Below are 21,669 nucleotides of genomic sequence, written 5' to 3' on the forward strand. Positions count from 1 at the left end.
ATTTATTACTCTGTGAGAGTTAAATATGGTTTAATTCACAATAATGAAAAATAATAACAGATTTGTAGATGTATGGCACAATTGCGTGATGGTTTTCAAAGCCGCCTTGGCTTTGTTTTAGCAGCTTCTGGCGCTGCAGTTGGATTAGGTAATATTTGGGGATTTCCCACGCAAGCGGCAAATCATGGCGGCGGCGCGTTTTTACTAGTCTATTTTATAGTTATCTTTTTTTTAGCCTTGCCAGCTTTATACACTGAGTTGTACTTAGGCCATAAAGCGCAAGCTAATCCGGTTAAAGCACTTAGACAAGCATGGCAAGAGCAAGCACCGCAAGTAGGCGCTGCTGCTGGTTATTTAGGTTTAGCCGGTGCGATTGTGATGCTGAGCTTTTACTCAATTGTTGCAGGTTGGATGCTTGCTTATGCCCTTGAACCCATTGCTAGCTTTTTTGGATTTACCACCGTCAGTACGTTTTTGCACACGGATTCGATGGCGCGTAATTTTGTATTTACACCACTGATGCTGATCCTCACTGCGAGTATTATTCTCAAAGGTGTTAAATCTGGCATAGAAACATGGTCGCGACGGTTAATGCCGATGCTATTGGTGTTACTCGTTGTGCTAATTGCTTATATAGCCACGCTTGATGGCGCAAGTGAAGGCTTTGCTGCGTATTTAGTGCCAGACTTTAGCCAAATACTCGACCCAGGTTTAATTATTGCGGCAATGGGACAGGCGTTCTTTTCACTGTCACTGGGTGTCGGTTGTATGATGATTTATGGCTCGTACTTGCAGCCTGATGCTAATTTGCCGCGGTTAACCGCGTCGGTAGCGTTACTTGATACAGGGGTTGCCTTTTTAGCGGGTTTATTAATTATTCCTGCAATTTACGTGGCGCAGCACAATGGCGTGCAAGTATTTAGTGATGGAAAATTAGTGGGAGAAGGGCAACTAATTTTCGCAATTCTACCGCAGTTATTTAATACTATGGGCGAAATTGGCTTATTGGTTGGTTTACTGTTTTTTGTACTTATGTCGATTGCATCACTTACCTCGACTATTTCATCAACTGAAATTCCAGTGGCTTTTTTAGTTGAAAACCATCAAGTAGAGCGTAAAAAAGCGACGTTTTTAGTGAGCTTAACGGTTTTAGCCGCGTCATCGTTGATTATTTTCAATTTTGATTGGCTATTTGGTTTAGTGATCATGGTACTGACTCAGTATCAATTACCGCTTATGGGCTTATTTTACTTTATCACTGTAGGGTGGTTGTGGCGCCGTGGTAATCAATTAAATGAGGCTGCAAGTGGCATGCGTTATTGGTTTGCTCAGTACATACGTTATGTGTGTCCGATACTGATGACCGCCGTGTTCGCTAATGTCGCGTTTGGTTGATAATTTAGCTGTCAGTTTTTTAGTTTTAATTGTTAATATATAGTGTTGTACCAATCGTTTTAAGTTACTGACCATTTATAGCGACAGATAAATGGTTAAATATTTAAGTCGATTGGTATTATATCCAGGGAGGAATTATGAACATAGATGTTAAAGTCCCCACGCTTCCAGACTCAATAAACACAGCAGATATCGCTAAACTTTATGTTAGTGAAGGCCAACTCGTTTATGCCGGTGATGTGTTATTTGATGTTGAAACTGAAAAAGTTGTTTTAGAAATAATGGCCGACTGCAGTGGCATTATTGAGAATATAACGATTGCAAATGGCGACCATGTTAATCCTGAACAGGTTGTAATGACTTTGCAGCAGCTTGCAGACAGCGAACTGCCAGCAAGACCAACAGCTCAACAGCCTCAACCGCGAGTAAACGACTCAGAAAATGACGTTATTGTTTCTCCTTGGTTGAGTAAACTAAATAAAAGTTTAATTATTGCTCTAGCAGTCGGCGCTTTAGCCATCCTTTTTGTGCTGGGTAAATAGCTAAGATGACCAATTATGTAAACCACCCAAGATATGGCAGCGAGCCAATCCTCTCTGGTAATAGTTATACAAAGCAAGAAATCGAGAATGCCTTTTGGTGGTATAAAAGTGTTCGCTACTTTCCTGAGACGGCAATCCCCGCAGTTATCGAAAAACAATGTGACAGTTTATATCCAAGGCAACTCTATGTTGATATAGAAGAGCAATGTGTCGATTGTCATAGAGCGTTTATATTTTTTGCTAAAGAGCAGCAATATTGGTTTGAAGAATTAAAGTTTTGGATTGATGCACATGCGATCAAGTGCTTTGAATGCAGAAAGAAAAGCCGTGCAATAAACCAGTTGCAAATTATCTATGCAAACTTAATCATTAAAGAGCATATAACGCTTGAGGAAACTCAATTGCTCAAGTCCAGCGCGCAGCAACTTTTTGAGTCAGGAGTTATTAAGAAGATTAATAAAGTGAATGCTATCCGTAAAATGTAAGTAGACGTACTTAAGAGACCTATGTGATTACATCTTAACTTGATTTGTCAGAACCGATAAATAGGACTCAATCAAGTCTGACTGTCACAGATGTGCCATATGCGGACATTGAAGCCGACTTAATAATACTGATAACTACGTATTGTAAATCTGCTCGAATTGCCACTAGTAAATGTGTTTCGTTTTACCAAGTTCTGTCTAAATCCTGAGCGTATAAAGAAATAGCTCGTTGATATTCTTTAATAGCATTACTATTCGTCGTGGATACTAAAAGTTCGAGCAGCAACTTTGTTGCTTCTTTGTGACGACCTATGTTGTAAAGGCACATGGCATAGAAAGGTTGGATTTCAATGCAACTAGGATACTCACTGATCGTTTGCTCGAAATAGCTTAGGGCCTCTGAATACATACCAAGGCTTCGATAGTTAATTGCCAGTCCAAACAAAGCATCGAATCTTTCAATGGATGATAAAGGACCTGTAAGAGATGTCAGATAATGCTCAACCGCTTCTTTCTCTTTACCTTGATTGTCGTACGACCAAGCAATTTGTAAGTGAGCTTTAGCAGAATATGTCTCATTATCTAGTAGCGTTTCAAGTAACGCTATTGACTCATGATGTTTGCCTCTTTTCGCAATTGAATTGCTTGTTTTATTATACTTTCCATAATCTCCTCAAAGCTAATAACATCTTAATAAAGTACATTACACAAAATAGCTATCCACCTTAAACACTAAAACCAAGGGACAGGGAAAATGTGACAAAAACTGATTCAACTCTACAAGTTCGTCATAACCGCCAAGTTTCTTGTGTTTTTTCACCACGCACTATCTGATAAATAGCTATGTTTTTCTCAATCAAAAGTGACACCAAATCTGGTACGCACTGAATAGGCATTATCAGTTCATAACCAAACTCTAATTTGGTTATATTCTTCGAATGATAATGACCTAGAAATGAGCTAATGATTGTAAGAGCTTCGCCCTTCCACTCACCAACCTCAAAGTAGAATTTATACATATCCTCGCTATAGTCTTTTGGTGTATCACTTGTCATCTATTGTCTCTTATTTTTTACAATTCGTTTTTGGTATCAGCTCTTAAAACAGTTAACTACAATCCATTATTAATCAACTAGAGTGAATTGCATCCACACAGTAATTTAAAATCTCAAATACGGGTTAATAACCTTTATTTGAGGTTGATTTAGGTAAAATTTATATATGTCTGTGTATGTATAACAGTAAAGTACTTTCCAATTGATAAGTGGTACAGCTAAACTATCAGGGGTGGTTAAAGTTAATACTTTTCAAATGGCTTAGCAAACACTTGATATTCATCTGAATAAACTATTTTTCCAGGTCTTTCTGTTCTGATTTTTTCAACTACGATACCTTTACTTTCTAGCAATACAACAAATTCTCTAACCTTAGAAATATGTTTTTTGGCCGATATTTTGAACCAACTTATGAAAATATCAGCTTTTCTAAGTTTTTGAGCATTCAAATAATCCAATGGCGATTCTAGGTGGTTGTTAAACCACTCCATAATGCTCTCTGCTTGTTCCAACTCATAATCCAAAAATTTATTATCATCTTTCATATACCTAACAGCAAGAAATAGACCTAGACGCTGATTTGACTCATGACAAAATTCGTTAATTACAAAGCGGATATACATATTACATTCCACAAAACTTTTATTGCAGAGCAAATCATTACTCCAGTCCCTTTTCTAAGGTTAATTTTTAAAGACATTACGTTAACTTGAAGGTGCACTATATCGATTTGAAAGCTCGACATACCATTCTCTAGTCTTTTCTGGAAGTTCATGATGACTGAAAGGTTCGCTCGTTTGAAGTAGCCACTTCAAGCTACCAAAAATGATGAAATCAGCATATGTTGGATTTAAACCGCCTACAAACCTTGCTCTTGTGAGGTACTTTTCTAAAACCAATAATTTTTTTAGTAAACTAGATGTAGCTTCAGCACTTTTCCTTTCTTGTACATCTTCAAGAGGCATTGAGAAAAGAGCTTCTCTTGATTTTCTAAAATATGCTTTATCTTTATCTTGTAATTTTTTGTAAATGTCAAAAATTGCAATCTGTGCGATATCAGAATGAAGCGAGTTAGACCACGCTTCAATAAATCTAAAGGTTTGTTTTGAATCTTCATTTGGAAAAAGTAAAGGTGTATCTGGGTAAGTTTTGTCCAGATAGACAGCAATATCATATGAATCATTAATAGCATTGTTGTTATCTGATATTACTGGCACCGTTTTAAATAGCCCTTTACTGATGTTTTTAATGTCCGTGAAAGCGACTTCTTCGCATTCAAAATTCACCCCTTTAAAACTTAACGCCATTCTTATACGCCAACAATAAGGACTAAAAATAACCCCATTTTTTCCTGCTAATTCATACAATTTAATCATGTTGTTCTCCTAAATAAATCACTTAACATGCGATTGATTAAAAAGTAGGTGCGACGCCTTTTCATTAACCGTAGGTTGGGTATTAATTCTACTTGCCACCTCAAAAGCTTTAATTGTTGACGGTCTCGTTTTGATATTATTTAACCAGCGCTTAAGGTTACTAAACTTCTCAATATCAATACTTTGAAAAGCATGTATTCTTATCCAAGGGTAACACGCGATATCAGCAATTGAATAAAAGTTACCAGCTAAATATTCAGTTTGCGCCAGTTGCTTGTCCATAACACTATAAAGACGATTCGTCTCATTTTGATAGCGGTTAATTGCATAAGGTACTTGCTCAGAAGCATAATGTATAAAATGATGATTCTGTCCAGCCATAGGGCCAAGTCCGGCTACTTGCCAAGCTAACCATTGTAAGACTTTATATTTATCAGTGAGAGATTCACCGATTAATTTCCCTGATTTTTCAGCTAAATATTGCAAAATAGCGCCTGATTCAAAAATGCTGATTGGTTTAAAAGTATTGAATGGGGCGTTATCGATTATTGCTGGTATTCTTTGGTTGGGGCTCAATTCGCTGAACTCAGGTGAAAACTGCTCCCCTTTAGATATATCTATTGGATATAAATTGTAATCCAAACCTAGCTCTTCAAGTGCCATCGTAATTTTATGACCATTGGGCGTAGTCCAGTAATATAAATCAATCATAGTGATACCTTAAGTTATTGAGTAATGCTTGTTAAAAATTGATTAAACATAAACAAAGCGAAGATAAAAAAAGTAAATGCTGATAGTCGATTGAAGTAATTTGCGAACTTGTCAATGCCTATTGTTTTAGTTAAGTAGTTAAAACTAAAATAATAGAAGCAATGAACAAGTAATACATTTAAAGCAAAAATACTTGTTAATAGTGTTGCTATACCCGCAGAAATATAATTTTCTTGCATGTATGTAGGAAAGATGAATATAAAAAAAGCAAGTGCTTTTGGGTTCAGTAGACTGATGACTAGGCCGTGAAAAAAATGTTTTTTCTGTTCATTGCTCAAACTATTTTTATATTTAAATGCCTTAAGATTATTTGCTGCCAAATATAAAAAATAAAAAGCTCCTGCAAGATTAAGAACCTTAAATGCGCCGCCAACGGCTTCTGTTGTAAACATGATTAACAACGTTGCAAAGAAACCTACTATTAATATTCCTGTTGCAACACCCAGAACCCCCTTCAGTACATCTTGTGAATTTGCATTAAACACATTGTGAATTGTAAATAACACAGCTGGACCTGGACTAAGCACAGTCAGGAATGACACTAATGCAAAGCTAATTAAGTGGTAAGTTTCCATATTGACTCCATTTGATTTACGAGCCCATTTTATACTGCTAGGATAAAATCACTAACCCACTTTTGATTAAAACAGTTTAAACCAGAGGTTTACATGGACAGATTAAAAGCTATTGAGATTTTCATTTCTGTTTGCAAGGAAAAAAACTTTTCGAAAGTCGCAACGAAATTTGATATTTCCACAACAATGGTAAGCAAATACGTGAATTTTCTAGAAAAGGAAGTAAATATTAAACTACTTAATAGAAGTACTAGAGGACAAAACATAACAGAAGCTGGTGAGGTGTATCTAAACAAAGCTAAAGCGTTACAAAAGCAATATAGAGATTTAGTTCTTTCAATGGATGATTTTACAAAAGAGCCTGAAGGTTTGATTAACGTGAATGCTCCGCACAACTTTGGTACTCATGTATTAACAACAATCATTGCCGACTTTTTAGAGGCCAACCCAGCAATAAGAATAGACCTTACATTATCCGATTCTTTAACTGACGTTGTTTTAGACAATTATGATATCGTTTTCAGAGTCGGAGATTTGAAAGACGCTTCTTACATCTCAAAGAGAGTTTTTTCCCAACAACTTATTTTTTGTGCTTCACCAAAATACCTAAAAACTAACGGTCCCCCAAAAAATATAACGGATTTAGAAAATCATCATTTTTTAGGCTTTAAACCTTGGTTTGATAGCTCTAATTTTAAAAAGGAGTTTAGAATTGACCTCTTACATTTACAAACCAGTAGATTCATTAGTAATAATGGTAGTGCACTAAAAAATGCAGCACTCAAGGGGATTGGCATTATTCTTCAACCCTATCATTTGCTTGAAGAAAGCATCCAATCTGGAGAACTCATTAGAGTACTTGAAGGGTGTCAACCAAAAGTTAGAAATGTCCACCTTCTTTATGCAGACAAAAAACAACCGTTAAAAGTTAGGAAGTTCATAGATTTTGTTTCAGAAAATTTAACTAACTAAGGTAAAGCATTATGCAGATCTCTATTACAGTTTGCTTTAGAGTATTTACGTTAAATTATTTTGGGGGCATAAACAATTTAGATCCGAATGACGGCTCTGTGCCATAAGCGGACTGTCGTAATCTTAGTCTCTTGTTATGCTGCTTTTACACTGAAGGAGCATATGCATTTAACACAAAGAAAGCGCAAACCCCAATAATGACAATAAAACCGTTTCTAGCTGCACCACGCATTAAAACCTGCGGTTCTTCAGACATAGAGTCGGTATATATTAATGGATTAAATATAGAAAGTAATATGCCAGCGCCTATAAATGCGCCCCCCATTAGTAAGAAAAAAATTGGTTTCCAATACTTATTCTCTTGAGATATTTCAAAGTTACGAAGTAAGCGGCTATTTTCTATGTTAGGAGTTTTTATATATGCACCAGCCCCAATAAACGAAAGCAACCAAAGGTCTTTTAATGCTTGAGGTATATTAAATGTAAATAAAAACTCAAAAATGCTAAACAGTTGTTGTGAGGCATTTCGATAATACTCAATTAAATCTGAAAAAATAGAAACAAATCCAACATCAAACACGTGTTGAAATAAGCTAATTAGACTTAGAGAAGCAAATACAATAGATAAAATGCGTAATACTTTGCTCAATTTAATTTACCCCGACTTTCCATAGCAGCATAAACGCCCGCTTAAGCAGACAAAAATTGTAGGTTATAATGTGGAACAAGGCGAAATATAACCAACTGTTTTTGTTGTATTTAAAGCGCTTTTTAGCTCTCAGATACAAAGTTTATTGTTTGCCGATGCATAAGGCAAAATCCATTTCTTTCTTTCGTAATACGCTTTGTATCAGAATCAACAAAAACCTGAGTCACACCATCTAGTTTGAACATATCAGGGTCTATTGGTTTCTTAGCATAAGGATTATGAAAAACGTATAAACCATCTCTAACATTCTCTTTATTTTGGTTTGTCATTGAATGCCTCTGAATAGGTTTATTATCAACCTCAGACCACCATACCGAGGACACTGCGCGTTGAATTTCGCAATTACCTGACATAGCTTCAATTTTACCCCATGTGGCAGTTGTACTTAAAATAATTGCACTAATTTCAGAGTAATCATCACTTTCGAATAAGCCAAGTGGGATCTCAGTACCATTATCTTTTTCGACCCAACCGAGCCTCACATCAGGAGGACCATTTGGGAATAAATGAGGCGCATCGTTATATGCATCTTCGTCTACGTAAAAATCATATAATAAAGCCATAATTGGCACTTCACATTGAAGGTTAAAATGAGGCTGTTCAAATGGAGCTACAGCCAAAACAAATGGATTGGGACGTACATGTTCTAGCTTAGAATATGAACTTTTATACTTTATGTACTTCTTATTTATCGAATTTGACAGGCGAATAATAGAATCCATATTCATGTCTTTGAACCTATCTGGAATACCTTTCGATAAATCTTTTTCCCACTCAGGAGTTTTACCAACTGCTGATTCAGATATGGTTGCCTCTACGACAACATTGTTACCTTTATATTCAAGCAAAAAGTCAGGTCTTGAATAAGACCAGTCCATTTTGAAATCTATTTCTTTAAATAGGGCATATAAATATATTTCCCAAAAGCTTGAATTGAATGTCGTTTGAAATTCAGTAACAAGTTTATTGTCTCTATCAGGAAAACCATTACACCATTTTAAGAGCTCTGCTCTATCAGCTTTCATAGACTGCTTAAGTATATTAACAAAGTTTTTATGTTGTTTACCTGACAAGCCTATATCTTCAAATAAATCCATAGATGTTTACACTTACCTTGGTGAGCTAGCAGCTTATTGAACACCATTTTGGTGGTTTATAACACATCAAAACGGCGTATATTACATACCCTGATAATTTCACCAATAATTACTTTTGTAAACAAGTAATTAAAACAGCTAGGAATCATGCATGTTATTTTGCCCCAAAACGGCGTTTAATAATGTTATTGGACAAAATTAGGTTTCTACTCAAAACACATGAATAAATTTAATTTTTTCAGTGTCCGATTATCGCTCATAGCAGCCTGCCAGCCAACTCTAATTATTAGTTAAAAGTGTTAGAACAGATATTTGTTACTTCAGCTTATGCAACTTAACCGGTTTAAACCAAGCTAACTTGGTTGATTTTTTCTGCCTTAGTTTTTAAACTTTGACCTAGCATCTAGCATCTAGCATCTAGCACCTAAATCAACCTCTTATTTAACTTCATTACTTAGTGGTTGGTTATTAGCGAACTCAAGTGCATTATTTACGGTGATTTGCGCAATTTCACTCAATGCTTCTTTGGTAAAAAAGCCTTGGTGGCCGGTGACCAGTACGTTTGGAAAACTTACCAAACGCGAAAACACATCGTCTTGCATAATTTCATCACTGCGGTCTTTAAAGAATAGTTCTGACTCTTGTTCGTACACATCTAGCCCTAAATAACCCAATTTTTTAGTTTTAAGTGCGCCAATACAGGCTTTGCTATCAACTAATGCGCCGCGGGAAGTGTTTATAAGCATCACCCCTTGCTTCATTTTGGCAAAAGCGTGTTCGTTGATCATATGATGAGTTTGCTCGGTTAACGGGCAGTGCAAAGAGATCACATCGCTTTGACTTAATAAAGTGTCTAGATCACAAATTGTATAATTGCCTGGTACTGCATAAGGGTCGCAAACCAATACATTTGCATCAAAGCCATTGAGTATATTTACTAAAGCCAAGCCAATTTTTCCACAGCCAATGATACCAATGGTTTTCTTGAATAAGTTAAAGCCAAGCAAGCCATTTAAATCAAAATTATCTTCACGGATACGGTTATAGGCTTTGTGAGTTTTGCGATTGAGGGTAAGCATTAATGCCACACAGTGCTCTGCAACTGCCTCAGGGCTGTAAGCGGGTACTCGGCATACTTTGATGTTATGGGCATTTGCCGCAGCTAGGTCAACGTTATTAAAGCCAGCACAGCGTAATAAAATACATTTCACGCCGAATTGAGCAAGCTGATCAATAACCGTTTTATCAACGATATCGTTTACAAATACGCATACAGCATCAAAGCCTTGGCTAAGTATGGCACTTTTCGCATCAAGAGATTGTTCAAAACGGGTTAATTTGATGCGTGTTTGATTGTTTAAACAGGCATCAAAAGATGCATGTTCATATTTTTGCGAACTGAAAAGCGCTACCGTTAGTTGCATCATTAATATTACTCTCTATGACCTGTTTCAAGGTATCGGGTTTAGTGCGCGGTGCATAACGTACCGCCAATTGTCCCTCAGAGTTTATTAGAAACTTGGTGAAATTCCATTTTATAGCACGATTTTGTGCAATTCCTCGGGTATGTGCTTTTAAATAGTTAAATAACGGATGAGCATCAGGGCCGTTGACCATTACTTTACTAAACACAGGAAAACTAACATTAAACTGTTGTTGATAAAAGTCTTTAATATCAATGTTGTCTATTGGCTCATTGTAGTCAAATTGATTACACGGAAATGCTAACACAATAAACCCTTGTGCTTTATATTGCTGATACAGCTTTTCAAGTGCGCTTAACTGCACCGAAAAGTTACACTTACTGGCGGTATTGACGATTAAAATCGTTTTGCCTTTTAACTGACTTAAGGAAAAATTTTCGCCGTTATAAAGCGGGGCACTGAATTGATATATGCTATCCATAGGTTACCTATTTTGTCTCGTCCATGAAGAAATTTAATGAAGACTTTTTCATTCGCTTTTTTACTGTTCGGTTGAGATAATCAAATTATCTTTTTAAGTTACCACTGAAATAGGTCAATTTTATGTCAATGAAAGTCGCATTTATCGGTTTAGGTGTAATGGGTTATCCAATGGCGGGTCATTTAGCAACTGCCGGTCATCAAGTAACCGTGTATAACCGTACCACAGCAAAAGCACAGCAATGGGCAGAAAAATACGCAGGTCAGGTGGCATTAACGCCAGCAAAAGCCGCAGAACATGCAGATATCGTATTTATGTGTGTAGGTAACGATGATGATTTACGCTCAGTCGTTTATGGTGCTGACGGGGTGATTAAAGGTATGCAAGCAGGCACTATTTTAGTCGATCACACTACGACTTCAGCCGAAGTTGCGCGCGAAGTATCCGCTAATGCGGCACTAAAAGATATTGCGTTTATTGATGCGCCAGTATCGGGTGGTCAAGCTGGTGCTGAAAATGGTGTATTAACAGTCATGGCTGGTGGCGACTCAGCAGTGTTTGCAAAAGTACAACCAGTTATGGCGGCATTTAGCCGTTTTAGCCAGTTACTTGGCGAGGTTGGCTCTGGGCAGTTGTGTAAGATGGTTAATCAAATTTGTATCGCGGGCGTTGTGCAAGGCTTGGCCGAGGGCTTACATTTTGCCAAACAAGCAGGCCTTGATGGCGAAAAAGTCATTGAGACGATTGCAAAAGGTGCGGCTGGTTCATGGCAAATGGAAAACCGTTACAAAACCATGTGGGCAGGTGAGTACGAATTTGGTTTTGCTGTTGATTGGATGCGTAAAGATTTAGGTATTGCGTTAGATGAAGCAAAAAATAATGGTGCCATTTTACCAATGACCGCGACGGTCGATCAGTACTACGCTGACGTACAAGCACTTGGTGGTGGGCGTTTTGACACATCAAGCTTATTGGCGCGCATCGAAGCGTTACATAAAAAATAGATAATCAGAGCGTCGGATAATAAGTCTATCTCCAGCAAGTAAATTAAACGCTAACTGTCTTAAATTTACTTGCATAAGCCCGCAATTAGCGGGTAGATGTGGCTTATTATTCCTGAAATCTCCAGTTACGTAATCACTGACCCAAACATTGTTTGGGTTTTTTTATAAAAATTAATTTTTCTTAAGGTTTATTTAAGTTTTGCTCGTTAGATTTTACCCATAGTCTAAAAAGAGCGAACACTATGCAATCACTTCAAGTTACTAATTTGCCTGTTACCAACACACATGATTATGTGTGTGCTAATGCAAACATGCCATTTCGTGTGCAATTAGAGCAAGTCGTTAAAGCGAGTTTTGCCAGAGCTTACGGCGCCAATATTAAGCAGTTTATGCCGGTGTTATGCCAATTAAGTATTGCCGCTGATTCTTGCACGCTGGGACTTAGAGCTGCTACTCAATCACTTTTTATCGAGCAATACTTACCAGAGCCGATTGAATACTTTGTTGATGTACCGAGGGAAGATATTTACGAGCTTGGTAATTTATGCTCAACAAATCGCAAAGCTACTCTCGCTCATTTTGTACTAATGAATGAAGCACTTTATCAAATTGGCGCAAAACGTTTGGTATTTTGTGCCACTGCAAAGGTTAGAGCATTATTAAAAATGCTCTCAGTTAATTGCACTGAAATTGCATTAGCCAATAGTCAGGCACTTGATAACCCAGCAGATTGGGGGACTTATTATGAAAATAAACCAACACTGTGTGTGGTTGATTTAGCGGCTGCTCATGATTGCGTAATAAATACACCTCATTTGTTTAATATTAAACAGCACTATCATCAAGCGAGTTGCCAATTAGCATCGCAATTGGAGGCATAATGGGGTTTTTATCGAAACTACCACACGCAGCGCTTGATACTGTGATTGTTGATCATCATGACCAACAAATGCAGCCGATCAGTAAACAGACGCTGATGCAAGCAGTAGCCGAGTTAATTATCGACTTTAAAGCGCTTGATATGTCAGCCGTGGCGTTTGTAATGGACAATACGCCTGCTTGGTTAATTGTTGACTTTGCATTGATTGAGTTACAACAAGTAAGCATTCCGCTGCCGACCTTTTTTAGCCCACAACAGCTAACTAATAGCGTGAATAAAAGCGGCGTTTCGCATTTTATCAGCGACACCCCCTGTGAACTTGACGGATTAGAATGTATTGCGACCTTGAGCGTGTTAACCCGCTACCCGCTTTATATCTATAAAGTAAGCGCGTCGAGCCCTACAACATTTTTTACAGATACCCAAAAAGTGACGTTTACTTCAGGCTCTACCGGTGAGCCAAAGGGAGTGTGTTTATCTTTACAAAGTCAATTACAAGTGGCGACCTCATTGCATAAAAAAATAGCGATAAAACAGCCAAAACATCTGTGTTTATTACCTTTGCCAGTATTACTTGAAAACATTGCAGGGGTTTTTGCACCGTTATTAGCCGCAGGTGAAGTGCATGTTATGACACTGGCAGAATTAGGCTTCTCTGGGGCAAAATTAAATGATGCCAGTCAACTGATCAATGCCATTGATCGTGTGCAACCGAATACGCTTATTTTGGTGCCAGAATTATTGACCTGTTTAGTTTGGTTTGCCAAGCAGGGGTGGACAGTACCAAAGAGCCTGAAATTTATTGCCGTTGGTGGCGCTGTACTCAGCAGTGAATTGATCACTGTGGCGCGTAGTTTAGGGTTACCAGTTTATCAAGGTTATGGCTTATCTGAAGCTTCATCAGTGGTGAGCTTAAATACGCCAAATGATGATGACATAGAGTGTGCAGGGCGGGTGTTAAATCACTTGCAAAGCAAACTGGTAGACGGGCAGCTATTTATTAAAGGACCCTTATTTTTAGGCTATTTAGGTCAACAACCCCATGATCAAACGAGTTGGTATGCAACCGGTGATTTGGTTGATCAACAACAAGGTCGGTTAACTATTAAGGGGCGTTTAAAAAACCAAATTATTACTAGTTTTGGGCGCAACATCAGCGCTGAGTGGCCTGAATCTTTGCTACTCAGTAACAGTGAAGTACAACAAGCTGTTGTCTTTGGTGAAGGTAAAGCGCATTTAGTAGCACTTATTTATGCATCAGTAAATATGACTGATGAGGTATTAGCGGAGCATTGTAGAGGTATTAACGCACAATTACCGGAATATGCCCAAATTAAAACATTTCATCGCTTAGCTGAACCACTTACTGCAGAGCGGGGATTATTAACCAGTAATAACCGCCCTAAACGCCAAGCAATAGCAAACTATTATCATGCACAACTAACAGCACTGTACAGTGAGGCAATATTATGAGCAATTTTTTCGAGACATTAAAATCACAAACCCAAGCAGAACGCGAGTATTTACTGGCTGCACCGATCATAGCTCGAGTATTCAAGGGGCAAGTAAGCACAACTGAGTATGCTTCATTTTTAGCTCAAGCCTATCATCACGTCAAACATACGGTGCCATTAATGATGGCCGTGGGCGCGAAATTATCGACTGAACAAGAGTGGATCCGCGAGGCTGTTGCACAATATATAGAAGAAGAAATAGGTCATCAAGAGTGGGTGCTCAATGATATTGCAGCCTGTGGTTTTGATAAACAACAAGTACGTCAAAGTGCTCCCAAATTTGCCACCGAGTTAATGGTTGCTTATGCCTACGATACAATTAATCGTGGTAATCCATTGGCATTTTTTGGCATGGTGCATGTACTCGAAGGTACTTCAATTGCGTTAGCCGATAATGCGGCAAGTAATATAGCCAATATGACCGGATTACCTAAAAAGGCATTTAGCTATTTAACATCTCATGGGGCTTTGGATATTGAGCATGTGAAGTTTTTTGAAGATCTGATGAATAAAATAGAGTCTCCTGCAGATCAACAAGCGATTGTGCATGCCGCTAAATGTTTTTATAAGTTATATGGCAATATTTTTCGTGAATTAGATACAGATCCACAGTTTGCAAGTAGCGACTTGGAGCAAACTGCATGAACCGTCCACTTTGCGTGTTAACAGGTGCGACAGGCGGAATTGGTCAAGCCGTTGCATTAAAGTTGATTCAGCATGGCTGGCGTTTACTGTTAGTTGGTCGTCAACAAGCACAACTAGAGGTATTACAGGTTAAGTGTGGCCAAGACTGTGAGATATTTATTGGTGATTTAACATCAGCACAGACTCGCCAAAAATTACTTGAACATGCTAAATCACTTGGCGGTGCAACAATGCTTATCAATAACGCTGGCATTAATGTGATGCAAGGTTTTAGTGAAATGACGGAGCAGCAAATAGATGACTTACTGATCGTTAATCTGTCGGTGCCAATTAAGTTATGCCAACTATTTTTACCACAAATTTTAGCTAAAAAAGGCTCAATTGTTAATGTGGGATCATCGTTTGGTAGTATTGGTTACCCTTATCAAACCTTATATTGCGCAAGTAAATTTGGTTTACGAGGAATGACCGAAGCGCTGGCCCGCGAACTCAGTCACTGTGATGTAAAAATATTATATTTAGCACCTAGAGCAACTGATACAAATATCAATTCAGTGCAAGTACGCGCGATGAATAAAGCTTTAGGCAATACAATGGATCCACCTGATAAAGTGGCAGATGCGCTCATTTCATTATTGAAATCTGGAAATTCACGCAGTTACATTGGCTTTCCAGAACGCTTATTTGTCAAACTAAATGGTGCTTTTCCATCCTTAGTAGATAACGCAATTGCAAAACAACTTCCTAAAATTAAAAGTTTTTTTGCAGATAAAATTGATAAAGGTGAATGACTATGACTAAACTACTTTATACTAGCTGCTTGTTAACTGGGATATTTTTAACCAGCGCAGCGCATGCCGATCTTGCTAGCGAATTAACTCAGGTGCAAACAAGTTGGGCAACTGTGAATTATGAATTAGTAGATAAAGCGCAGCTCAATGCATTTGAAGAGTTATCAGAGCAGGCCGCTGGGTTTGCAAAGACCTATGATGATCAGGCACAAAGCCATATTTGGTATGGTATTGTGCTATCAAGTTATGCTGGGGCAAAAGGCGGCTTAGGTGCGTTAGGGTTAGCAAAAGATGCTAAAGCACAGTTAGAGCAAGCCATAGAAATTGATGCCAATGCGTTATCAGGCTCTGCTTACACCAGTTTAGCGACCCTTTACAGTAAAGTACCGGGTTGGCCAATTGGATTTGGTGATGATGACAAAGCGAGTAAATTATTTAACCAAGCGCTTGCTATTAATCCAAACGGTATCGATAGTAATTACTTATACGCGGCATTTTTGTATGACGAAAGAGAATACAAAAAGGCAAAAACACATTTACTTGCCGCTCAACAGGCACCGGCACGCCCTGATAGGCCAAAAGCGGATTTATACCGCCAGCAAGAGATCACCCAGTTATTGGTAAAAGTAGATAAGAAACTAAAGAGATAATATGCATTTACTACTGGTTGAAGATGATAAGTTAGTGGCTGAAGGATTATGTCGTTCACTTCGCCAACAAGGTTACAGTGTCGAGCACTGTGCTAGTATAAAATCAGCCATGCAATGGCTCGAAAATGACGAGATCGAATTACTTGTGCTTGATTTAGGACTACCTGATGGCGATGGCATTGATGTATTAAAACACGTCAAAAAGCATCGCCCTAACTTACCAGTAGTAATCTTAACGGCACGCGGTAGTATTGACGACAAAGTACAAGGGCTAGATTTAGGTGCTGATGATTATTTAGCTAAGCCATTCGATCCTGCTGAATTATTTGCCCGTTTAAGAGTCGCTAGTCGGCGCGTAACTCATGCGCAATCAAGTACTATTAATGTAGCAAATGTAGAAATGGATACCTCCGCTTTTACAGTCACACTTGATCAGCAACCGGTAAACCTGCCGCGTAAAGAGTTTATGTTACTAAAAGCACTTTTTGAAAATCAAGGGCGCGTATTGTCCAAACAACAATTAGAAAGCAAACTATATGAGTGGGGCGAAGAAGTAGGTTCAAATACTATTGAGGTGCATATTCATCATCTACGTAAAAAGCTCCCTAAAGATCTAATTAAAACCTTACGTGGCATAGGTTATGTGGTAGGTAAACGTTAGTGTCAATTAAACGCAGATTAACGCTGATTATTTTATCAACGGTGATCCTGACTTGCTTTTTGGCATTCAGCAAAGGCTACCGCGAAAGTATGAGCCAGGCCGAGCTGCTACTTGATAACGAATTGCAAACCATTGCTCATGTACTGATCGAGCAACCTATACACAGCGACAAGCCAGTGTTAAGAAGTGATCTAACTCGATTACTGTTTCAAATTTGGCAAGATAACAATTTGCTTAGCGCGTCTAAATCATTAGCTGAACTGGCGCAAAAACCAAGCCTGAATGGATTTAGTGTTGAAAACTTAGCCGGACAGCGGATGCGAGTATTCAGATTAACCATGCAGACAAAACAAGTGCTGGTGGCAGAGCCGCTGAGTAAACGCTATGCCCTTAGCGAGACCATGATTTTGTCAGCAATGACACCTTTGCTTTGGAGTGTGCCACTGCTTGCGGTGTTGATCAGTCTATTTGTCAAACAAGGATTAAGGCCCTTAACACGCCTTTCAACATTATTAAAAACGCGACAAGCCAATGACTTTACTGCCATTAATTGGCAAGTGAGCGAATACGAAATTAAACCGGTGATCTCACGGTTAAATGATCTGTTTAAACGTGTAGAAAGTGCCTACTTAAGAGAACGCTTTTTTGCCTCAGATGCTGCCCACGAATTACGCACCCCGTTGAGTAGTTTAAAAATAAATGTTCATAATCTACGCGCACAAGGTGACGGTTGCTTGGAACTTGATGCAATGGCGCAAGGTATCGATAAACTTAGTAATATTGTTGAGCAAATGTTGATTTTGGGACGCACCTATCCAGAGCAATGGCAGGCACAATTTAGCCCAATTTCAGTGCTAGAGGTCAGTCAACAAGTGGTTGCACAGCTATACGAACGACTTGATGCAAAACAACATATGATCAGTATTGAAGGCGATGATTATGTTATTAATGGTGACCAATTTACCTTGGCAACCTTATTTAGTAATTTATTAAGTAACGCCATAAAATATACGCCCAGTGGTGGCAATATAGTGATCCGCTTAAATAATCAACAAGGTGAGTATGGTTGGCAGATTGATGACTCAGGTCCTGGCATTGATGATGCCCATAAAGCACGAATTTTTAACCGTTTTTACCGTGTTGGAGGTGATAAACACCCCTCTGGAGAGCAAGGTGCCGGATTAGGTATGGCGATAGTTGAACATATAGTAACAATTTATGATGCAAGTATTTCTTTAGCCGACAGTGAATTAGGCGGCTTACAAGTACGAGTAGAATTTATGCAAGGAGCAGAGAGTGAATAACTGGTTAGGGTTTATCAGCCTGCTGCTATTTAGCGTATTACCGTTTTCGTGTTTTGCTAAAGAATATAAATTAATTTTAAAAGATCACCTTTTTTATCCAGCGGAGATCATTGTTCCGGCCAATACTAAACTAAAACTTTTAATTGAAAATCAAGATAGTACGCCAGAAGAGTTTGACAGCTTTGATTTAAATCGAGAGAAAGTGCTGTATCCAAATCGTAGTAGTGTGATTTATATCGGGCCACTGAGCCCTGGGCGTTATGAGTTTTTTGGTGAGTTTTCACCTAACACAGCCCGTGGTGCAGTATTAGTAGAAGGAAAGACTGATGCTGATAACTAGTTTATTGATGAGTATAAATCAGCTGTTACCAGTCGTGATTTTACTCGTGCTGTTACAGTCATTGCTAAAGCTAAACCAGCGTGTGCTGATAGTGACCGCTTTTGTTGGGCTGCTTTGTAGTATTATTTATGTACAAAGTGCCGCTTGGTTGAGCCAGTTATTTGATCATCGCGGCCTTGAGTTTAGTCAAATGCTATTGTGTGTCATTGTGTATGTTGCATCACTAATAAGTTGTAAACAGCAGCGTTTATTCGCATTGCTTGCAATAGTTGCGGTTATGGCGCTGTATTTGAGTCACTATTTTATTTATCTGGTTGGTTTTTGGCATAACACCGACACATCAAAACCTTTGCTTATAGGGACATCTTTGGGAATAGGGATCTGTGGTAGTTTTGGTGTGTTGCTATTATTTTTACTGCATAGTGTTAGAGCACGATTTGGTGTGTATCCACTGATGTTGTTTTTGGCTTTTAATGCCTCGGCAAAATTACTGATAGTATTAGATCTGGCCAGCCAAATTGACTTGATCAATATTACGTCCAACTACTTTGATTGGCGTGCAGTGCTAGTCGAAAACTCAGAGTTAGGCCGTGTACTCAAAGCCTTAGTCGGCTATGAAGCAACGCCAAGCAAAACTGCATTATGGCTTTATCTAGTGGCGGTTTTAGCCTTTATTGGCACCAGTATAGTATTTACTCGGCAATTTTCTCAAAAGGAGCCATCATGAGATTTATTCTCGCGTGGTGCTTAACTTCGCTTTTGTTCATGGCATCGTTTAATGTGCGAGCCGATGGAATAGTCGTAGATAAAGTTTACCACCCTTACGTACTACCATTTGAGCGCGAATTTGAATGGCGTTTGATCTCTCATCAAACAGATAAGGGCAATATTTTAGCCCAACGAATTGGCTTAGGTGGCTCGTTTAACGATACCATGAGTTTGGAAGGTTATGCGGTTGGAGAACGTGATGACGACGGTAACTTTGGCTTCTCAGCCTACGAACTAGAACTGCGTTGGCAGTTGGTGGAGCAAGGGCGGCTGTGGGCTGATTGGGGCGCCTTATTTGAACTTGAAAAGCAAGAAGGCAAAGATAGTTATGAAGCCACAACTGGCTTTTTATGGGAAAAAGAATTTGGTCGGACTAGCCTCACCATGAATGCATTTTTAGTCTACGAGTGGGGCGGTGATATTAAAAACGAATGGGAAACTGAGTTTCGCGCGCAGTATCGCTATCGTTTTCGCTCTGAGTTTCAGCCTGCATTAGAGCTATACGCCGGAGAAGACTTCTTTGGTATTGGCCCTGGTTTTATTGGCCTGCATCGATTTTCAGCGAAGCGACAACTAAAGTGGGAAGCAGGATTTGTGACAGAGCTGAGCCAACAAGGTAAAGATCATAGTTTTCGCCTTGCCCTAGAGTTTGAATTTTAAAGTAAAAAGCCGCGAAAACTTTTCTCGCGGCTTTAAATCTCTGCAAACTACATACTTTGCGCGTAGTTATAAAGCGCTTTTAGAATAGTCAGATTTTTTTCATTATCGTCATGTTCATGGGCGAGATTTTCTAGCGTAACCATAAAATCTTGTGCGCTGAACGATGGTTGATCTTCACCATGCATTAATTTGTTTTGGCAATATTGACGCCACTGATCAAGTTCATCTTGATTAAGCGATTGCGGCCAATTACGGGCACGGTATTTAAACAATAAGTTATCAAACTTTTTATCTTCAAAATCCAACTTCATACCCGCTAATTGCTCAGGGCTGGCATCACGGATAATGGCAAATTTAGCTTTATCAGCATGACTGGTGAAGCCGTCGTATAACATGTAATCAGTATTGGTGGTTTTACCGTAATCGGGCTTATCGTTAAATACTTCAGTGACTTTATCGCGAAGACTTGGGTTGGCTTTTAAAATCGCAAGATTTTTTAAACACTGCTCGCGGTCAATGCCTAAACGGGCGGCGTTTTCAGGTAATAAGGTTTTAGCCGGCGCTAAAATAGGGCATTTATTTAAATGTACCAGTTTTAAACCAACAGGCAGTTCATCATCGGCAAGCTCACTGCGCTTGGTATAAAGGCGGGTGCGCAACTCTTCAATTGACAAATCGAGTAATACCTGTGGATCTTCGGTTAAGTTAAAACACACGACTGCATTTTTATTAGTCGGATGAAAGCTCATCGGGGCAATCCAACTGGTACAGCCTTGGGTAGCAGGAATACGTGATGAAGTATGCACCAGCGGCGTCATATTAAACACATCAACTAACTCAGCTAAGGCTTTTTTACTGCGCAAACTAAAAAAGAAGTTATACAGTTTTGGCTGTTTTTCTTTTATTAGTTTAGCCAAAGCAATCGTCGCGGTTACATCAGATAACGCATCATGTGCCGCAGCGTGTTCAATGCCGTTAGCAACCGTTAAATGTTCCAACTTAAAGCTTGGGCTGCCATCTTCTTTTAACGGCCATTCAATACCTTCAGGGCGCAGTGCATAACAAGCACGCACTAAATCTATAATATCCCAGCGGCTGTTATTGTTTTTGTATTCGCGTTCGTAAGGGTCGTAAAAGTTACGGTAAAAGCTATAACGGCTTACTTCATCATCAAAACGAATGCTGTTATAACCGGCCACGCAGGTATTCGGCACACTAAATTCAGCATGAATTTTGGCAATAAAGTCAGCCTCAACTAAACCTTTTTGCATCGCCACTTGCGGAGTAATACCGGTGATCAAACATGCCTCAGGATGCGGTAAATAATCAGCCACAGGTTTGCAATATTCAATCAACGGCTCACCAATAATGTTTAAATCAAGATCAGTACGAACACCCGCAAACTGGCTCGGCTTATCCTTTTGCGGACTCGCCCCCCAGGTCTCATAATCGTGCCAGTATATCGTAGGTTGGTTTTCGTAATATGTTGGTTCGCTCATTCTGTCTCTTAGCCCTTTATTTATGCGGGTTTTTACTGCGCTTTCATTTGTTCTTGTATTTTCGAGTATGT

26 protein-coding genes are annotated in these 21,669 nt (G+C 38.8%); 15 read left to right on the plus strand and 11 right to left on the minus strand.

Annotated features, from left to right (window positions below):
* Window positions 1-72 precede the first annotated feature (72 nt).
* The 3 genes from H5154_RS17710 to H5154_RS17720 all read left to right on the plus strand — a co-directional run bounded on the left by H5154_RS17710 (window position 73) and on the right by H5154_RS17720 (window position 2,422).
* Window positions 73-1,395, plus strand: coding sequence for a sodium-dependent transporter (locus H5154_RS17710; RefSeq protein ID WP_182719136.1), 1,323 nt, complete (start codon window positions 73-75; stop codon window positions 1,393-1,395).
* A gap of 137 nt (window positions 1,396-1,532) precedes the next feature.
* The gene (locus H5154_RS17715) at window positions 1,533-1,937 is read left to right on the plus strand and encodes a biotin/lipoyl-containing protein (RefSeq protein ID WP_182719137.1); all 405 of its coding nucleotides are present in this window, start codon (window positions 1,533-1,535) and stop codon (window positions 1,935-1,937) included.
* Window positions 1,938-1,942: 5 nt separating this feature from the next.
* On the plus strand, window positions 1,943-2,422 hold the full coding sequence (locus H5154_RS17720; protein WP_182719138.1) for a zinc-ribbon domain containing protein: 480 nt from the start codon (window positions 1,943-1,945) through the stop codon (window positions 2,420-2,422).
* A gap of 184 nt (window positions 2,423-2,606) precedes the next feature.
* On the opposite strand, the gene H5154_RS24200 is transcribed toward H5154_RS17720, so the two are convergent.
* The 6 genes from H5154_RS24200 to H5154_RS17750 form a co-directional block, all read right to left on the minus strand.
* A complete protein-coding gene (locus H5154_RS24200; RefSeq protein ID WP_404936191.1) occupies window positions 2,607-3,059 on the minus strand; it encodes a tetratricopeptide repeat protein in 453 nt (150 codons plus the stop codon).
* A gap of 151 nt (window positions 3,060-3,210) precedes the next feature.
* Window positions 3,211-3,477, minus strand: coding sequence for a hypothetical protein (locus H5154_RS17730; protein ID WP_077535649.1), 267 nt, complete (start codon window positions 3,475-3,477; stop codon window positions 3,211-3,213).
* A gap of 242 nt (window positions 3,478-3,719) precedes the next feature.
* Complete coding sequence (locus tag H5154_RS17735) at window positions 3,720-4,100, minus strand: hypothetical protein (protein ID WP_077535648.1); 381 nt, start codon at window positions 4,098-4,100, stop codon at window positions 3,720-3,722.
* A gap of 81 nt (window positions 4,101-4,181) precedes the next feature.
* Complete coding sequence (locus H5154_RS17740; RefSeq protein WP_182719139.1) at window positions 4,182-4,853, minus strand: glutathione S-transferase N-terminal domain-containing protein; 672 nt, start codon at window positions 4,851-4,853, stop codon at window positions 4,182-4,184.
* 18 nt (window positions 4,854-4,871) lie between these two features.
* A complete protein-coding gene (locus H5154_RS17745) occupies window positions 4,872-5,564 on the minus strand; it encodes a glutathione binding-like protein (RefSeq protein ID WP_182719140.1) in 693 nt (230 codons plus the stop codon).
* A gap of 14 nt (window positions 5,565-5,578) precedes the next feature.
* Window positions 5,579-6,199 carry a LysE family translocator gene (locus H5154_RS17750; protein WP_182719141.1) on the minus strand — a complete coding sequence of 207 codons (621 nt, stop codon included), beginning with the start codon at window positions 6,197-6,199 and terminating at the stop codon, window positions 5,579-5,581.
* 93 nt (window positions 6,200-6,292) lie between these two features.
* Between H5154_RS17750 and H5154_RS17755 the strand changes: the two genes are divergently transcribed.
* Complete coding sequence (locus H5154_RS17755; protein ID WP_077535644.1) at window positions 6,293-7,171, plus strand: LysR family transcriptional regulator; 879 nt, start codon at window positions 6,293-6,295, stop codon at window positions 7,169-7,171.
* 145 nt (window positions 7,172-7,316) lie between these two features.
* Here H5154_RS17755 and H5154_RS17760 read toward each other — a convergent pair whose 3' ends face one another.
* The 4 genes from H5154_RS17760 to H5154_RS17775 form a co-directional block, all read right to left on the minus strand.
* Window positions 7,317-7,820, minus strand: coding sequence for a hypothetical protein (locus tag H5154_RS17760; RefSeq protein WP_182719142.1), 504 nt, complete (start codon window positions 7,818-7,820; stop codon window positions 7,317-7,319).
* 122 nt (window positions 7,821-7,942) lie between these two features.
* Window positions 7,943-8,977: a hypothetical protein gene (locus H5154_RS17765; protein WP_182719143.1), complete on the minus strand. Its 1,035-nt coding sequence runs from the start codon at window positions 8,975-8,977 to the stop codon at window positions 7,943-7,945.
* Window positions 8,978-9,414: 437 nt separating this feature from the next.
* Window positions 9,415-10,401: a 2-hydroxyacid dehydrogenase gene (locus H5154_RS17770; RefSeq protein ID WP_182719154.1), complete on the minus strand. Its 987-nt coding sequence runs from the start codon at window positions 10,399-10,401 to the stop codon at window positions 9,415-9,417.
* On the minus strand, window positions 10,361-10,882 hold the full coding sequence (locus tag H5154_RS17775) for a glutathione peroxidase (protein ID WP_182719144.1): 522 nt from the start codon (window positions 10,880-10,882) through the stop codon (window positions 10,361-10,363). Before H5154_RS17775 ends, H5154_RS17770 begins: the two co-directional genes overlap by 41 nt.
* A 122-nt stretch (window positions 10,883-11,004) precedes the next feature.
* Here H5154_RS17775 and H5154_RS17780 point away from each other — a divergent pair, with 122 nt between their 5' ends.
* From H5154_RS17780 to H5154_RS17830, 11 genes are all read left to right on the plus strand, one after another.
* Window positions 11,005-11,886, plus strand: a complete 882-nt coding sequence (locus H5154_RS17780) for an NAD(P)-dependent oxidoreductase (protein ID WP_182719145.1) — start codon at window positions 11,005-11,007, stop codon at window positions 11,884-11,886.
* Between the two features lie 242 nt (window positions 11,887-12,128).
* Window positions 12,129-12,767, plus strand: a complete 639-nt coding sequence (locus H5154_RS17785; RefSeq protein WP_149980952.1) for a thermostable hemolysin — start codon at window positions 12,129-12,131, stop codon at window positions 12,765-12,767.
* Complete coding sequence (locus H5154_RS17790) at window positions 12,767-14,239, plus strand: AMP-binding protein (RefSeq protein WP_182719146.1); 1,473 nt, start codon at window positions 12,767-12,769, stop codon at window positions 14,237-14,239. Before H5154_RS17785 ends, H5154_RS17790 begins: the two co-directional genes overlap by 1 nt.
* Entirely contained in the window at window positions 14,236-14,925 is a 690-nt protein-coding gene (locus tag H5154_RS17795) for a TenA family transcriptional regulator (RefSeq protein WP_149980954.1), read from the plus strand. The genes H5154_RS17790 and H5154_RS17795 overlap by 4 nt, the downstream gene beginning before the upstream one ends.
* A complete protein-coding gene (locus H5154_RS17800) occupies window positions 14,922-15,716 on the plus strand; it encodes an SDR family oxidoreductase (RefSeq protein WP_182719147.1) in 795 nt (264 codons plus the stop codon). Before H5154_RS17795 ends, H5154_RS17800 begins: the two co-directional genes overlap by 4 nt.
* 2 nt (window positions 15,717-15,718) lie before the next feature.
* Complete coding sequence (locus H5154_RS17805; RefSeq protein WP_182719148.1) at window positions 15,719-16,366, plus strand: hypothetical protein; 648 nt, start codon at window positions 15,719-15,721, stop codon at window positions 16,364-16,366.
* 1 nt (window position 16,367) lies between these two features.
* The gene (locus H5154_RS17810) at window positions 16,368-17,027 is read left to right on the plus strand and encodes a response regulator transcription factor (protein ID WP_182719149.1); all 660 of its coding nucleotides are present in this window, start codon (window positions 16,368-16,370) and stop codon (window positions 17,025-17,027) included.
* Window positions 17,027-18,331: an ATP-binding protein gene (locus H5154_RS17815; RefSeq protein WP_182719150.1), complete on the plus strand. Its 1,305-nt coding sequence runs from the start codon at window positions 17,027-17,029 to the stop codon at window positions 18,329-18,331. Before H5154_RS17810 ends, H5154_RS17815 begins: the two co-directional genes overlap by 1 nt.
* A gap of 13 nt (window positions 18,332-18,344) precedes the next feature.
* Window positions 18,345-18,671, plus strand: coding sequence for a cupredoxin domain-containing protein (locus H5154_RS17820; RefSeq protein WP_246175520.1), 327 nt, complete (start codon window positions 18,345-18,347; stop codon window positions 18,669-18,671).
* Window positions 18,658-19,398, plus strand: coding sequence for an iron transporter (locus H5154_RS17825; RefSeq protein WP_182719151.1), 741 nt, complete (start codon window positions 18,658-18,660; stop codon window positions 19,396-19,398). The genes H5154_RS17820 and H5154_RS17825 overlap by 14 nt, the downstream gene beginning before the upstream one ends.
* A 38-nt stretch (window positions 19,399-19,436) precedes the next feature.
* Window positions 19,437-20,099: a hypothetical protein gene (locus tag H5154_RS17830; protein WP_246175522.1), complete on the plus strand. Its 663-nt coding sequence runs from the start codon at window positions 19,437-19,439 to the stop codon at window positions 20,097-20,099.
* 47 nt (window positions 20,100-20,146) lie between these two features.
* Here H5154_RS17830 and sbcB read toward each other — a convergent pair whose 3' ends face one another.
* Window positions 20,147-21,598: an exodeoxyribonuclease I gene (gene sbcB / locus H5154_RS17835; protein WP_182719152.1), complete on the minus strand. Its 1,452-nt coding sequence runs from the start codon at window positions 21,596-21,598 to the stop codon at window positions 20,147-20,149.
* Between the last annotated feature and the right edge of the window lie 71 nt (window positions 21,599-21,669).

Origin of the sequence: Pseudoalteromonas sp. SR44-5 (assembly GCF_014163675.1) — a bacterium.
Taxonomy (GTDB): Bacteria; Pseudomonadota; Gammaproteobacteria; order Enterobacterales; family Alteromonadaceae; genus Pseudoalteromonas; species Pseudoalteromonas rhizosphaerae.

Excerpts from the sequence above, each read along its gene's own strand:
- H5154_RS17710 (WP_182719136.1), top strand. The coding sequence starts at position 73 with ATGGCACAATTGCGTGATGGTTTTCAAAGCCGCCTTGGCTTTGTTTTA.
- H5154_RS17715 (WP_182719137.1), top strand. The coding sequence starts at position 1,533 with ATGAACATAGATGTTAAAGTCCCCACGCTTCCAGACTCAATAAACACA.
- H5154_RS17720 (WP_182719138.1), top strand. The coding sequence starts at position 1,943 with ATGACCAATTATGTAAACCACCCAAGATATGGCAGCGAGCCAATCCTC.
- H5154_RS17730 (WP_077535649.1), bottom strand. The coding sequence starts at position 3,477 with ATGACAAGTGATACACCAAAAGACTATAGCGAGGATATGTATAAATTC.
- H5154_RS17735 (WP_077535648.1), bottom strand. The coding sequence starts at position 4,100 with ATGTATATCCGCTTTGTAATTAACGAATTTTGTCATGAGTCAAATCAG.
- H5154_RS17740 (WP_182719139.1), bottom strand. The coding sequence starts at position 4,853 with ATGATTAAATTGTATGAATTAGCAGGAAAAAATGGGGTTATTTTTAGT.
- H5154_RS17745 (WP_182719140.1), bottom strand. The coding sequence starts at position 5,564 with ATGATTGATTTATATTACTGGACTACGCCCAATGGTCATAAAATTACG.
- H5154_RS17750 (WP_182719141.1), bottom strand. The coding sequence starts at position 6,199 with ATGGAAACTTACCACTTAATTAGCTTTGCATTAGTGTCATTCCTGACT.
- H5154_RS17755 (WP_077535644.1), top strand. The coding sequence starts at position 6,293 with ATGGACAGATTAAAAGCTATTGAGATTTTCATTTCTGTTTGCAAGGAA.
- H5154_RS17765 (WP_182719143.1), bottom strand. The coding sequence starts at position 8,977 with ATGGATTTATTTGAAGATATAGGCTTGTCAGGTAAACAACATAAAAAC.
- H5154_RS17770 (WP_182719154.1), bottom strand. The coding sequence starts at position 10,401 with ATGCAACTAACGGTAGCGCTTTTCAGTTCGCAAAAATATGAACATGCA.
- H5154_RS17775 (WP_182719144.1), bottom strand. The coding sequence starts at position 10,882 with ATGGATAGCATATATCAATTCAGTGCCCCGCTTTATAACGGCGAAAAT.
- H5154_RS17780 (WP_182719145.1), top strand. The coding sequence starts at position 11,005 with ATGTCAATGAAAGTCGCATTTATCGGTTTAGGTGTAATGGGTTATCCA.
- H5154_RS17785 (WP_149980952.1), top strand. The coding sequence starts at position 12,129 with ATGCAATCACTTCAAGTTACTAATTTGCCTGTTACCAACACACATGAT.
- H5154_RS17790 (WP_182719146.1), top strand. The coding sequence starts at position 12,767 with ATGGGGTTTTTATCGAAACTACCACACGCAGCGCTTGATACTGTGATT.
- H5154_RS17795 (WP_149980954.1), top strand. The coding sequence starts at position 14,236 with ATGAGCAATTTTTTCGAGACATTAAAATCACAAACCCAAGCAGAACGC.
- H5154_RS17800 (WP_182719147.1), top strand. The coding sequence starts at position 14,922 with ATGAACCGTCCACTTTGCGTGTTAACAGGTGCGACAGGCGGAATTGGT.
- H5154_RS17805 (WP_182719148.1), top strand. The coding sequence starts at position 15,719 with ATGACTAAACTACTTTATACTAGCTGCTTGTTAACTGGGATATTTTTA.
- H5154_RS17810 (WP_182719149.1), top strand. The coding sequence starts at position 16,368 with ATGCATTTACTACTGGTTGAAGATGATAAGTTAGTGGCTGAAGGATTA.
- H5154_RS17825 (WP_182719151.1), top strand. The coding sequence starts at position 18,658 with ATGCTGATAACTAGTTTATTGATGAGTATAAATCAGCTGTTACCAGTC.
- H5154_RS17830 (WP_246175522.1), top strand. The coding sequence starts at position 19,437 with ATGGCATCGTTTAATGTGCGAGCCGATGGAATAGTCGTAGATAAAGTT.
- sbcB (WP_182719152.1), bottom strand. The coding sequence starts at position 21,598 with ATGAGCGAACCAACATATTACGAAAACCAACCTACGATATACTGGCAC.